Here is a 12,115-nt window from a genome sequence, read left to right on the forward strand (position 1 = left end):
GCGTCGCTCACGCGCCGGTGACCTCCACGGCGGCCAGGTTCTTCTTGCCGCGCCGCAGCACCAGCCAGCGCCCGTGGATCAGGTCCTCCTTGGCGGGGACCGCGTCCTCGGCGGCGACCTTCACGTTGTTCACGTAGGCGCCGCCCTCCTTGACCGTGCGCCGGGCGGCCGACTTGCTGGCCACCAGGCCCACCTCGGCGAACAGGTCGACCACCGGCGCCGGCTCGGCGACCTGGACGTGCGGCAGCTCGGAGAGTGCCGCGGCCAGCGTGCGCTCGTCGAGGTCGGCGAGGTCGCCCTGGCCGAACAGCGCCCGGGACGCGGCGATCACGGCGGCCGTCTGGTCGGCGCCGTGCACCAGCGTCGTCAGCTCCTCGGCCAGCGCACGCTGCGCCGCACGCGCCTGCGGACGCTCCTCGGTCTGCTTCTCCAGCTCCTCAAGCTCCTCGCGGGACTTGAAGGACAGGATGCGCATGTACCGGGAGATGTCCCGGTCGTCCACGTTCAGCCAGAACTGGTAGAACGCGTACGGCGTGGTCATCTCCGGGTCCAGCCAGACGGCGCCGCCCTCGGTCTTGCCGAACTTGGTGCCGTCCGCCTTGGTCATCAGCGGCGTCGCCAGCGCGTGCACGGTGGCGTCCGGCTCCAGGCGGTGGATCAGGTCCAGACCGGCCGTGAGGTTGCCCCACTGGTCGCTGCCGCCCTGCTGGAGCGTGCAGCCGTAGCGCCGGTAGAGCTGCAGGAAGTCCATGCCCTGCAGGATCTGGTAGCTGAACTCGGTGTAGCTGATGCCCTGGTCGGACTCCAGGCGGCGGGCCACGGAGTCCTTCGTGAGCATCTTGTTGACGCGGAAGTGCTTGCCGATGTCACGCAGGAACTCGATCGCGGACAGGCCCGCCGTCCAGTCCAGGTTGTTCACCATGATCGCGGCGTTCTCGCCCTCGAAGGACAGGAACGGCTCGATCTGGCGGCGCAGCTTGTCCACCCAGCCGGCGACCGTCTCCGGGTCGTTCAGCGTGCGCTCGGCGGTCGGGCGCGGGTCGCCGATCAGGCCCGTCGCGCCGCCGACCAGCGCCAGCGGCCGGTGCCCGGCCTGCTGGAGCCGGCGCACCGTGAGCACCTGCACCAGGTGCCCCACGTGCAACGAGGGCGCGGTCGGGTCGAAGCCGCAATAGAACGTGACGGGACCGTCCGCGAGCGCCTTGCGCAAAGCGTCCTCGTCAGTGGACAGGGCGAACAGCCCGCGCCACTTCAGCTCGTCGACGATGTCCGTCACGGTCGTCTGTCTCCTTGAGAGATACGAAAGGGTGTCCCGGCCAGTCTATGGGGGACCGCCGACACCCAGGGTCCGTCCCGGTGAACCACGGGGCCTAGACGCCCTGGCTCACCGAGCTCATGTTGAAGTCCGGCACGCGCAGGGCGGGCATCGCGGCCCTGGTGAACCAGTCGCTCCACTCCCTCGGCAGGGTCTTCTCGGTGCGCCCGGCCTCCGTCGCCCGCCCCAGCAGGTCCACGGGCGACTCGTTGAACCGGAAGTTGTTCACCGCGCCGGTCACCTCGCCGTTCTCGACGAGGTAGACGCCGTCCCGGGTCAGCCCGGTGAGCAGCAGCGTCGCCGGGTCCACCTCGCGGATGTACCACAGGCAGGTCAGCAGCAGCCCGCGCTCGGTGCTCGCGACCATCTCCTGGAGCGAGCGCTCGTCACCGCCGTCCAGGATCAGGTTGTCCGCGCCGGGTGCCACCGGCAGCCCGGTCAGGGCCGCGCTGTGCCGGCTGGTGATCAGGTGGCTCAGCTCACCGCGGCTGATCCACTCGGTGGCCCCGGTCGGCAGCCCGTTGTCGAACACCGACTGGTCCCCGCCGGAGGAGTGCGCGATCACGAACGGCGACGACTCCAGACCCGGCGCGTGCGGATCGCTGCGGAGGGTCAGCGGCAGGTCGGTGAGCTTCTCGCCCACGCGCGTGCCGCCGCCCGGCTTGGAGAACACCGTGCGCCCCTCGGCGGCGTCCCGGCCCGACGCCGACCACAGCTGGTAGATCAGCAGGTCCGCGACGGCGGTCGGCGGCAGCAGCGTCTCGTAGCGCCCGGCGGGCAGCTCCACCCGCCGCTCGGCCCAGCCGAGGCGCACGGCCAGCTCGGCGTCCAGCGCGGCCGGGTCGACGTCCTTGAAGTCCCGGGTGGAGCGGCCCGCCCAGGCGGAGCGGGTGCGGTCCGGGGACTTGGCGTTCAGCTCCAGCGTGCCGGTGGGCTGGTCGTGCCGCAGCCGCAGCCCGGTCGAGGTGCCGAGGTACGTCGAGACCAGCTCGTGGTTGGCGAAGCCGTACAGCTCGCGTCCGCCGGCACGCGCGCGTGCGAACGCCTCGCCCAGCGCCGGCGCGAAGTCGGCGAAGACGGCCGAGGAGGTCTCGGCGGGTGGCTCGGCGAAGTCGGCGGCCTCGGGCACCCCGCCGACCAGCGGCTGGGCGTCCTCGGCCGGCCCGGCGCCCCGCGCGGCGGCCTCGGCGGCCCGCACCAGCGGCTCCAGCTCGTCGGCGGTCACCGCGGAGCGGGAGACCACCCCGGAGGCGGTGCCCTCCTTGCCGTCCACGGTCGCGATCACGGTGAGCGTGCGCCCGCGCGTGACGCCGTTGGTGGTGAGCGCGTTCCCGGCCCAGCGCAGGTTGGCGGTGGACCGCTCGTCGGCGATCACCACGCAGCCGTCGGCCCGGGACAGCTCAAGGGCCCGCTCGACGATCTCGTGCGGCTTGTTCGTCGCGGCGCTCATCGACCGGCCTCCTGGGTGGTGTTCAGAATGGTGACGCCCTTGAACAGGGCCGACGGGCAGCCGTGCGAGACGGCCGCGACCTGCCCCGGCTGGGCCTTGCCGCAGTTGAAGGCGCCGCCGAGGACATACGTCTGCGGGCCGCCGACGGCCGCCATGGAGCCCCAGAAGTCGGTGGTCGTCGCCTGGTAGGCCACGTCCCGCAGCTGCCCGGTGATCCGCCCGTTCTCGATCCTGAAGAACCGCTGTCCGGTGAACTGGAAGTTGTAGCGCTGCATGTCGATCGACCAGGACCGGTCCCCGACGACATAGATCCCGCGGTCCACGGACCCGATGAGATCCTCCGTGGACATCCCGGCCGGGTCCGGCTGCAGGGAGACGTTGGCCATGCGCTGCACCGGCACATGGGCGGGGGAGTCGGCGTAGGCGCACCCGTTGGAGCGCTCGAACCCGGTCAGCTTCGCGATCCGCCGGTCCAGCTGGTAGCCCACCAGCGTCCCGTCCTTCACCAGGTCCCAGGACTGCGCCGCGACGCCCTCGTCGTCGTAGCCGATCGTGGCGAGCCCGTGTTCGGCGGTGCGGTCGCCGGTGACGTTCATCAGCTCGGAGCCGTACCTCAGCTTGCCGAGCTGGTCGAAGGTGGCGAAGGAGGTGCCGGCGTAGGCGGCCTCGTAGCCGAGGGCGCGGTCCAGCTCGGTGGCGTGCCCGATCGACTCGTGGATCGTCAGCCACAGGTTGGACGGGTCGACGACCAGGTCGTACGGCCCCGGCTCGACGCTCGGTGCCCGCATCTTCTCGGCGAGCAGCCCGGGGATCTCGGCGATCTCCTTGTCCCAGTCCCAGCCGGTGCCCGTCAGGTACTCCCAGCCGCGCCCCGCGGGCGGCGCCAGGGTGCGCATGGAGTCGAACTCGCCGCTGGAGCCGTCCACCGACACGGCCGTCAGCACGGGGTGCAGCCGGACCCGCTGCTGCGTGGTCACGGTGCCCGCGGTGTCGGCGTAGAACTTGTTCTCGTGCACGGTGAGCAGCGAGGCGTCGACATGGTCGACCCCGTTCGAGTTCAGCAGCCGCCGGCTGAACTCCTCCAGCAGCCCCGTCTTCTCCTCGTCCGGCACGGAGAACGGGTCGATCTCGTACGCCGAGATCCACGTCTTGTCGGCGTGCACCGGCTCGTCGGCCAGCTCCACCCGCTCGTCGGACCCGGCGGCCTTGATGACCTGCGCGGACAGCTTGGCCATGGCCACGGCCTGGGAGGCGACCCGGGCGGCGGCGTCCATCGTCAGGTCCACCCCCGAGGCGAACCCCCACGTCCCGCCGTGCACGACCCGCACCGCGTACCCGAGATCGGTCGTGTCCGACGACCCGGCCGGCTTGGCGTCCCGCAGCCTCCAGGACGCGCTGCGCACCCGCTCCAGCCGGAAGTCGGCGTGCTCGGCCCCGAGCGCACGCGCGCGTGCGAGAGCGGCGTCGGCGAGGGCGCGTAGGGGGAGTGCCGTGAAGGCTTCGTCGATCGTATGAGGCACCGAGGTCTCTCCTGTCGTCGTGACATGCCGTCGTGACCTGTGGTTGCCCCGATCATGTCGTGCCGGCCGGGCCCGGGACCACACGTTTGCGGCGGACGTGCGTGCCTTTCTGTAGGGACCCCACAGTCAGTTCCGTATGCCGCTGTCGGTGCCCGAATGTCCGCGGGCCCCGGCGGACCGATAGGTTTTCCGGGAAGCCGCCTGTCATCCAGCTGTTCGGGCGGGTGTTCAGAACCGCTATCGAAAGGGTGATCCGTTGAGCCGCTCGGTTCTCGTCACCGGAGGCAACCGGGGCATCGGCCTCGCCATCGCCCGTGCGTTCGCCGACGCCGGCGACAAGGTCGCCATCACGTACCGCTCGGGGGAGCCGCCGGCCGGCTTCCTCGCCGTCAAGTGCGACATCACCGATCCCGAGCAGGTGGAGCAGGCCTACAAGGAGATCGAGGCCGAGCACGGTCCGGTCGAGGTGCTCATCGCCAACGCCGGCGTCACCAAGGACCAGCTGCTGATGCGCATGACCGAGGAGGACTTCACCTCGGTCATCGACACCAACCTCACCGGCACCTTCCGGGTCGTCAAGCGTGCCAACCGCGGCATGCTGCGCGCCAAGAAGGGACGGGTCGTCCTCATCTCCTCCGTCGTCGGGCTGCTCGGCTCGGCGGGGCAGGCGAACTACTCCGCCTCCAAGGCCGCCCTCGTCGGCTTCGCGCGCTCCCTCGCCCGTGAGCTGGGCTCGCGCAACATCACCTTCAACGTCGTCGCGCCCGGCTTCGTCGACACCGACATGACCAAGGCGCTCACCGACGAGCAGCGCCAGAACATCGTGTCGCAGGTGCCGCTCGGCCGTTACGCGCAGCCGGAGGAGATCGCCGCGACGGTGCGGTTCCTCGCCTCGGACGACGCCTCGTACATCACTGGAGCCGTCATTCCCGTTGACGGCGGACTGGGAATGGGTCACTGATCATGAGCGGAATTCTCGACGGCAAGCGCATCCTGATCACCGGTGTGCTGACGGAGGCGTCCATCGCCTTCCACGCCGCGAAGCTGGCCCAGGAGCAGGGCGCCGAGGTCATCCTGACCGCGTTCCCGCGGCCCACGCTGACCGAGCGCATCGCCAGGAAGCTGCCGAAGCCGGCCAAGGTCATCGAGCTCGACGTCACCAACGAGGAGCACCTGAACCGGCTGGCCGACCTGGTCGGCGAGGAGCTGGGCGGCCTCGACGGCGTCGTGCACTCCATCGGCTTCGCCCCGCAGGACGCGCTCGGCGGCAACTTCCTGAACACGCCGTTCGAGTCCGTGGCCACCGCCATGCACGTCTCGGCGTACTCCCTGAAGGCGCTGACCATGGCCTGCCTGCCGCTGATGCAGAACGGCGGCTCGGTCGTCGGCCTCACCTTCGACGCGCAGTTCGCCTGGCCGCAGTACGACTGGATGGGCCCGGCCAAGGCCGCCCTGGAGGCGACCAGCCGCTACATCGCCCGTGACCTGGGCAAGCAGAACATCCGCTGCAACCTCGTCTCCGCGGGCCCGCTCGGCTCCATGGCCGCCAAGTCCATCCCGGGCTTCGAGGAGCTGGCCTCCGTGTGGGACAACCGCTCCCCGCTGGAGTGGGACCTGAAGGACCCCGAGCCGGCCGGCCGCGGCATCGTCGCCCTGCTGAGCGACTGGTTCCCGAAGACCACCGGCGAGATCGTCCACGTGGACGGCGGTCTGCACGCCATCGGCGCCTGATCACGGCCGACCCGCGAAGGGCCCGCACCCACCTGGGTGCGGGCCCTTCCGTGTCACCCGTTCGGCTCACCGGCCGGGCGGACCGCGGCCCTCACCGCGCACGCTGGAAGGGCACCGCCCCGTAGCCGTACGGCCGAGGAGGTCCCCTTGTGCGCCTGTCCCGCAGCCTCGCCCCAGTGACCGTCGCCGCCGCCGTCGTCCTGTGCCTGCCGTACGACGCGCTGCCGCACGCGCGTGTGGCACGCCCCGCCGCCGAGGAGCCCTTCGGCGCCGAGTGCCGTGCGAGCGTCCACGGCTCGAAGGTCGTCGCCCACTGCCACAACCCCTATGTCGACACCGATCGCGTCACTTTGCACATCGAGTGCGCCCGATGGTGGGACCTCGACACCGACAGCGCCCCCGTGGACGCCGGGCCGGCCACGACCGTGGTGCTGACCGGGCGGTGCTGGAAGGAGGTCCGCTCGGTGTGGGTCAGTCACGAGAAGGCGTGACCCGCCCGGGGCGGCACAGGAACGGATAGCTCGCGGCCTCCTCGGCGGCCCGGTCGGCGTCGCCCGCGCGCAGCGCGTCGACCAGCCGCCGGTGGTCCATGTGCGTCTCCGGCGTCAGCTTCTCGCCGACGTCCTCACGCAGCCAGTCCCGCAGCACCTCGCCCAGGTCGGCGTACAGCGCGGTGAGCACGTCGTTGTGGGACGCCGAGACCACGGCCAGGTGGAAGGTGGCGTCCGCCGCCACGAACGCCTCCGCGTCGCCCGTGTCCCACGCCTCCTCCCGCCGCAGCAGCAACGCGTCGAGCTGCTTGAGGTCCTTCTCCGTACGGCGCTCGGCCGCCAGCCTGGCCGCGCTGGACTCCAGCGTGGAGCGCAGTTCGGCGATGTGCTGCGGATCGGCGCCGGCGAACCGGCGGTGCATCACGCCGGCCAGCTCGCTGGTCGCCACGACATAGGTGCCGGAGCCCTGGCGGATGTCCAGCAGGCCGTTGTGCGCGAGGGCGCGGACGGCCTCACGGACGGTGTTGCGGGCCACACCGAGCTGCTCGACCAGCTCGGGTTCGGTCGGGATGCGCGAGCCCACCGGCCATTCGCCGGAGGTGATCTGGTTACGCAACTCGGCGATGACCTGCTCGGACAGCGCAGAGCGGCGGGGATGGCTCAGGGGCATGGGGACACCTTCGCAGGCGAGGGGCCGGGGCCGGCCGCCCGGGATGGACAACCAATCATCCCATGATTCTATGATGGGCCTCATGGCACGTGAGGAAACCCGGACGATAACGACCCCGACCCAGCCCGCACCGACCCGGAAGACCGGCACCGCCGCGCCACGCGCGTGGGCGACACGCCTGGTCGTCGTCGGCATCGTGCTGTCCGCACTCAACCTCCGCCCGGCCATCACCAGCCTCGGCGCCCTCCTGGAGGAGGTCCGCGACGGGCTCGGCATGAGCGGCAGCGTGGCCGGCCTGCTCACCTCGGTGCCGCCCCTGTGCTTCGCCGTGTTCGGCGTGACGGCCCCCCGGCTCGCCCGCCGCTTCGGCCCCGCCACCGTCGTGTGCGCCGGCATGGCCGCCATCGCCGCCGGCCTCCTCGTCCGGCCGTACACAGGCAGCGTGGCCGGCTTCCTCGCCGCCAGCGCCCTCGCCCTGATGGGCATCGCGGTCAGCAACGTGCTCATGCCCGTCATCGTCAAGCGCTGGTTCCCCGACCGGGTCGGTTCCATGACCGGCCTGTACTCGATGTTCCTCGCCTTCGGCACCTCCATCGCCGCCGCCGCGACCGTGCCGATGACCCGCGCCCTCGGCGACAGCTGGCAGTCCGGGCTCACCGTGTGGGCCGTCCTGGCCGCCGCGGCCGTCGTGCCCTGGCTGCCCGTGCTGCGCCGCGACCGGGCCGGCGCCGAGCCCGCCGCACCGCGCGAGAGCGCGCCCACCGAGGCAGCGGACACCGGGCGGCCCGCCCAGGAGCCCGCGCCCGCGCTGCGCATCACCCGCAGCCGCACCGCCTGGGCGCTCGCCGTCTTCTTCGGCCTCCAGGCCACCGCCGCCTACATCACGATGGGCTGGATGGCGCAGATCTTCCGCGACTCCGGTGTCTCCGCCGGCACCGCCGGACTGCTCCTCGCCGTCACGATGGTGATGGGCGTGCCGCTCGCCTTCGTGATCCCGCGGCTCGCGACCCGGCTGCCCCACCAGGGCCCCATCGTGCTCGCCCTCGGCGTGTGCGGGCTGGCCGGATACGCCGGCCTGTACTTCGCGCCGGCCGGCGGCGCCTGGGCCTGGGCGGTGCTGCTCGGCATCTCCAACTGCTCCTTCCCGCTCGCCCTGACCATGGTCGGCATGCGCGCCCGCAGCGGCCCCGGAGTGGCCCAGCTGTCCGCGTTCGCGCAGAGCACCGGCTACCTGCTGTCCATCCCCGGCCCGCTGCTGGTCGGCGTGCTCTACCAGAGCAGCGGCGGCTGGGGCCTGCCGATCGCCCTGATGGCCGCGCTGATGGTGCCGCAGATGGCCGTGGGCTTCCTCGCCGGACGCGACCGCACGGTGGAGGACGAGGCCGCCGGCGCCGCCTGACCCCTGCGGCGGGGGATGGCGGGCCGAGGTGCGAGACTGGGCCCATGCCCGTGCTCGAACCGAACCCCCAGAACGGCCAGAAGAAGATGCTCATCGTCTTCGGCTCGTTCCTCGCCATCTTCGTGATCATCGCCATCGTCGCGACGATCGCCTCCCCGTGAGCGTGAGCGTGAGCGTGAGCCCCGCCCCGGCCGGTGGTGGGGCTACCCCCACCGTCCCCTAGGGGGTGAGGGTCAGGGTCAAGTGGGTGGATCACCGGATGGGCCCGGGCCCGCGGATTCCGTAGCGTCGAGACGTGGCCGCCGAACGGCGGATCACCCACCCCGTGCACGGCACGCTCGACGACCGCGGAGGCACCCATGTCGGCCCGTTCGCACCCCCGGCCCCACCCGGCGACCACGGGCGGCGTCCAGGCCCGGCTGCCCTGGTGGGCGCTCGCCCTGCCCACCCTCGCCTTCATCACCCTGCTCGTGCTGATACTGAACCCGGTGCACGCGGAGGCGGCCGGCGGCGGCCCCGCGATCGCCCACCTGTTCCAGCACCTCCAGGCGCTCCTCGCCCGCTAGGAATCCCATGGTGGGAAGCCCCGTCAACTCCCTGCGCCCCGTGGCCTGTTTCATGCGAAGCTGGGACTCATGAGCGTCGCAGAACCCCGCAGGATCGTCCTCTTCCGGCATGCGAAAGCCGACTGGCCACCGGTGCCCGACCACGAGCGGCCGCTCGCCGAACGGGGCCGCAAGGACGCCGCCGAGGCCGGACGCCGGCTGGCCGACACCGGTGTCCCCTTCGACCTGACCCTGTGCTCCACCTCGACCCGCACCCGCGAGACCTGGAAGCTCGCCGCGCACGAGTTCCCGCACCGGCCGAAAACGGTCTACGAGGAGCGGATCTACGACGCCTCCCCGGGCGAGCTGATCGCCCTGCTCAACGAGACGCCGGACGAGGTGCGCAACCTGCTGCTCATCGGGCACAACCCGGGCGTGCAGGGGCTCGCCGAGATCCTGGCCGGCGCCGCCGAGGACGACGCCCGCGCGCGGATGAGCCGACGCGGCTTCCCGGCCGCCGCCTTCGCCGGTCTGACCTTCGACGCCCCCTGGAAGTCCCTGGAGCCGGGCGTGGCCACGCTGGTCGACTACTGGGCCCCGGCCGACTGACCCGCGGCACCGACCCGACCCTTCGTACACGACAGGGGCCCGGCACCGTCACGGTGCCGGGCCCCTGCCCCATGCGCTGCGCTACTCCAGGCCGACGGTGTCCGCCGCCTCGACCTCTTCCCGGGTGATCCCGAGCAGATACAGCACCGTGTCCAGGAACGGCACGTTCACCGCGGTGTGCGCGGCCTCCCGCACCACCGGCTTGGCGTTGAAGGCCACCCCGAGACCGGCCGCGTTCAGCATGTCCAGGTCGTTGGCGCCGTCACCGATCGCCACCGTCTGCGACAGCGGCACGCCCGCCTCCGCCGCGAACCGGCGCAGCAGCCGCGCCTTGCCGGCCCGGTCCACGATCTCGCCGGTGACCCGGCCCGTGAGCTTGCCGTCGACGATCTCCAGCGTGTTGGCCTGCGCGAAGTCGAGGCCGAGGCGCTCCTTGAGATCGTCGGTGACCTGGGTGAACCCGCCTGAGACGACGCCCACCTGGTAGCCGAGTCGTTTCAGCGTACGGATCAGGGTGCGCGCGCCCGGCGTCAGCCGCACCTCGCTGCGCACCTTGTCCACGACGGAGGCGTCCAGGCCCTCCAGCAGCGCCACGCGCGCGTGCAGCGACTGCTCGAAGTCCAGCTCGCCGCGCATCGCGGCCGCCGTCACCTCGGCGACCTTGTCCTCGCAGCCGGCGTGCGCGGCGAAGAGCTCGATCACCTCGTCCTGGATCAGGGTGGAGTCCACGTCCATCACCACGAGCCGCTGCGCCCTGCGGTGCAGACCGGCCGCCACGACCGCGACATCGACACCCAGTGCCGCCGCATCCGTCACCAGGGCGGTGCGCAGGGGCTCGGTCTCCACGCCGGACACCGCGAACTCCACCGCTGTGACCGGGTACTTGGCCAGCCGGAAGATACGGTCGATGTTGCCGCCGGCCTTGGTGATCTTCGCGGCGATGGCGGCGGTGGCCTCGGCGGTCAGCGGGTGGCCCAGCACGGTGACCAGGGAGCGGCCGAGTCCGCGCGGACGGTTGTCGCCGCGACCGGAGATGATCTCGGCCTGCATCTTCATCGACTCGGCCCAGCTGTGCACGGTCGCCCGCAGATCACCCTCCAGGGCGTGCGCCGGCTGCGTCACGAGCGCGCACAGCACGATCCGGCCACGGGTGACGACCTGCTCGATGTCGATCACGTCGACGGAGTAGGCGGCGAGGGTGTCGAAGAGTCCCGCCGTGATACCCGGCCGGTCCTTGCCGAAGATCTTGACGAGGAGGGTGGGGACGTCCGAGTACTCGGGGATCTCGGGAGTCCCGGGTGTCGAGGTCTGCGAAGCGCTCATGGTGTTCCCACCGTATCCGGCACCCAGTGCCTCGCGCGCCCGAGGTCCGCCTGACGGACACGGAACACTGCGCGACGGGGGGATGACGGCGGGACGACGGGGAGGTGGCGGGTGTCTGCCGGGGAGCTTGGGGGGCGCCCTTGGGGGGAGGCGCGGGCGGGAGCCGGCGTCCGAGGTTGGGCTCGCGGCTGTGGGCTCTCCGGGCGCCCCGTGGTACCTGGCCGGGATCGGGGTGGGGCTAGCGCTCGGGCTTGCGGGAGGTGGGGGACGGGGGCCGGTGTCGGGAGTGGGGGCGCCGGGGTGCACGCCCTCCTGGTGCTCGTGCCGCCGGGCTGTGCGGTCGGGGGCGCGGCTCTTGGGTCATGTGTGGAGGGTGGCGGGCGGGGGCCGGTGTCCGGAGTCGGTTCAGTCAGTGGAAGGTGGCGGGTCGGGAGCCGGCAGGTGAGGTGGGCTCGCCGCTGTGCACCCTCTCGGTGCCCGCGCCGCCGAGCTGCGGTCGGGGCTGGGGCTCAGCGGGGGCCCTTCGGCCCGCGGGGCGGGGGAGCGGGTGGGGGAGGCGGAGGTGGCGGGACCTCGTCGGGCCAGGAGGGTGGCCGCCTCCGGCTCCGGTCCTTCGGCGCCGGGGCGGGTGGTCCGAGCGGACCGGCCACCGTGGGAGCGCCGTACATGTCCGGCGGCGGTGCGTGGCGCTGCGCCGGCGGAGGCGTGTCCGCCGACTCGGGCCTGATCTCCGGGCCCCGGAGCCAGGGGTCCGGCGCAGAGTGGGACGCCGTCGGGCCGTAGGGGCCGGCCGCGGCCGTCTCACCGCGCCCGGGCTGCCCCGACGCCTCCCCCTGCGGATACGGCGATGCCGCCCACCGCACGGCCCACGTCCCGGCCGCCCCGCTGACGTACGCCAACAGCCCACCGGCGGCGCCCGCGCCCGCTCCCCATACGGCGCCCAGCAGCAACGCCACACCCACACGCTCCCGCAGCTCGACCCCGGCGCCGAAGGCGTCGAAGCCGAGGACGGACAGCGACGCGTTCACCGACACACCCGCCAGCCACCCGAGCAGCGCCAGC

Annotated in this window: 12 protein-coding genes and 1 pseudogene; 7 read left to right on the top strand and 6 right to left on the bottom strand. The window is 72.2% G+C overall.

Going from position 1 to position 12,115, the window contains the following annotated elements; translation table 11 throughout:
- Positions 1 to 7 precede the first annotated feature (7 nt).
- From tyrS to C3489_RS30195, 3 genes are all read right to left on the bottom strand, one after another.
- Complete coding sequence (gene tyrS / locus C3489_RS30185) at positions 8 to 1,276, bottom strand: tyrosine--tRNA ligase (protein ID WP_103785268.1); 1,269 nt, start codon at positions 1,274 to 1,276, stop codon at positions 8 to 10.
- Positions 1,277 to 1,370: 94 nt separating this feature from the next.
- Positions 1,371 to 2,765 (bottom strand): TldD/PmbA family protein, encoded by a 1,395-nt coding sequence (locus C3489_RS30190; protein WP_103785269.1) that lies wholly within the window; start codon positions 2,763 to 2,765, stop codon positions 1,371 to 1,373.
- Positions 2,762 to 4,285, bottom strand: coding sequence for a TldD/PmbA family protein (locus tag C3489_RS30195; RefSeq protein ID WP_103785270.1), 1,524 nt, complete (start codon positions 4,283 to 4,285; stop codon positions 2,762 to 2,764). Before C3489_RS30195 ends, C3489_RS30190 begins: the two co-directional genes overlap by 4 nt.
- Positions 4,286 to 4,541: 256 nt before the next feature.
- On the opposite strand from C3489_RS30195, the gene fabG reads away from it, so the two are divergent.
- From fabG to C3489_RS30210, 3 genes are all read left to right on the top strand, one after another.
- Complete coding sequence (gene fabG, locus C3489_RS30200) at positions 4,542 to 5,246, top strand: 3-oxoacyl-[acyl-carrier-protein] reductase (RefSeq protein WP_103785271.1); 705 nt, start codon at positions 4,542 to 4,544, stop codon at positions 5,244 to 5,246.
- 2 nt (positions 5,247 to 5,248) lie between these two features.
- Positions 5,249 to 6,016, top strand: a complete 768-nt coding sequence (gene fabI / locus C3489_RS30205; protein ID WP_103785272.1) for an enoyl-ACP reductase FabI — start codon at positions 5,249 to 5,251, stop codon at positions 6,014 to 6,016.
- Positions 6,017 to 6,165: 149 nt separating this feature from the next.
- Positions 6,166 to 6,507: a hypothetical protein gene (locus C3489_RS30210; protein ID WP_103785273.1), complete on the top strand. Its 342-nt coding sequence runs from the start codon at positions 6,166 to 6,168 to the stop codon at positions 6,505 to 6,507.
- On the opposite strand, the gene C3489_RS30215 is transcribed toward C3489_RS30210, so the two are convergent.
- Positions 6,488 to 7,177: a FadR/GntR family transcriptional regulator gene (locus tag C3489_RS30215; RefSeq protein WP_103785274.1), complete on the bottom strand. Its 690-nt coding sequence runs from the start codon at positions 7,175 to 7,177 to the stop codon at positions 6,488 to 6,490. The genes C3489_RS30210 and C3489_RS30215 overlap by 20 nt on opposite strands.
- 70 nt (positions 7,178 to 7,247) lie before the next feature.
- Between C3489_RS30215 and C3489_RS30220 the strand changes: the two genes are divergently transcribed.
- From C3489_RS30220 to C3489_RS30235, 4 genes are all read left to right on the top strand, one after another.
- On the top strand, positions 7,248 to 8,576 hold the full coding sequence (locus C3489_RS30220) for an MFS transporter (protein WP_103785275.1): 1,329 nt from the start codon (positions 7,248 to 7,250) through the stop codon (positions 8,574 to 8,576).
- Between the two features lie 44 nt (positions 8,577 to 8,620).
- Positions 8,621 to 8,737 carry an SGM_5486 family transporter-associated protein gene (locus tag C3489_RS39650; protein ID WP_103785276.1) on the top strand — a complete coding sequence of 39 codons (117 nt, stop codon included), beginning with the start codon at positions 8,621 to 8,623 and terminating at the stop codon, positions 8,735 to 8,737.
- A 198-nt stretch (positions 8,738 to 8,935) separates the two neighbouring features.
- Entirely contained in the window at positions 8,936 to 9,142 is a 207-nt protein-coding gene (locus C3489_RS30230; RefSeq protein ID WP_103785277.1) for a hypothetical protein, read from the top strand.
- A gap of 69 nt (positions 9,143 to 9,211) precedes the next feature.
- Positions 9,212 to 9,730 (top strand): histidine phosphatase family protein, encoded by a 519-nt coding sequence (locus C3489_RS30235; protein ID WP_103785278.1) that lies wholly within the window; start codon positions 9,212 to 9,214, stop codon positions 9,728 to 9,730.
- Between the two features lie 81 nt (positions 9,731 to 9,811).
- Here C3489_RS30235 and serB read toward each other — a convergent pair whose 3' ends face one another.
- Positions 9,812 to 11,053: a phosphoserine phosphatase SerB gene (serB, locus tag C3489_RS30240; protein WP_103785279.1), complete on the bottom strand. Its 1,242-nt coding sequence runs from the start codon at positions 11,051 to 11,053 to the stop codon at positions 9,812 to 9,814.
- A gap of 509 nt (positions 11,054 to 11,562) precedes the next feature.
- Positions 11,563 to 12,115, bottom strand: a pseudogene (locus C3489_RS38855) (hypothetical protein); the annotation flags it as partial.

The sequence above is a fragment of the Streptomyces sp. Ru71 genome (assembly GCF_002920535.1).
Classification (GTDB): domain Bacteria; phylum Actinomycetota; class Actinomycetes; order Streptomycetales; family Streptomycetaceae; genus Streptomyces.

Coding starts and splice junctions, on each gene's coding strand:
- C3489_RS39650 (WP_103785276.1), top strand. CDS start 8,621: ATGCCCGTGCTCGAACCGAACCCCCAGAACGGCCAGAAGAAGATGCTC.
- C3489_RS30230 (WP_103785277.1), top strand. CDS start 8,936: ATGTCGGCCCGTTCGCACCCCCGGCCCCACCCGGCGACCACGGGCGGC.
- C3489_RS30220 (WP_103785275.1), top strand. CDS start 7,248: ATGATGGGCCTCATGGCACGTGAGGAAACCCGGACGATAACGACCCCG.
- C3489_RS30235 (WP_103785278.1), top strand. CDS start 9,212: ATGAGCGTCGCAGAACCCCGCAGGATCGTCCTCTTCCGGCATGCGAAA.
- C3489_RS30215 (WP_103785274.1), bottom strand. CDS start 7,177: ATGCCCCTGAGCCATCCCCGCCGCTCTGCGCTGTCCGAGCAGGTCATC.
- C3489_RS30190 (WP_103785269.1), bottom strand. CDS start 2,765: ATGAGCGCCGCGACGAACAAGCCGCACGAGATCGTCGAGCGGGCCCTT.
- fabI (WP_103785272.1), top strand. CDS start 5,249: ATGAGCGGAATTCTCGACGGCAAGCGCATCCTGATCACCGGTGTGCTG.
- serB (WP_103785279.1), bottom strand. CDS start 11,053: ATGAGCGCTTCGCAGACCTCGACACCCGGGACTCCCGAGATCCCCGAG.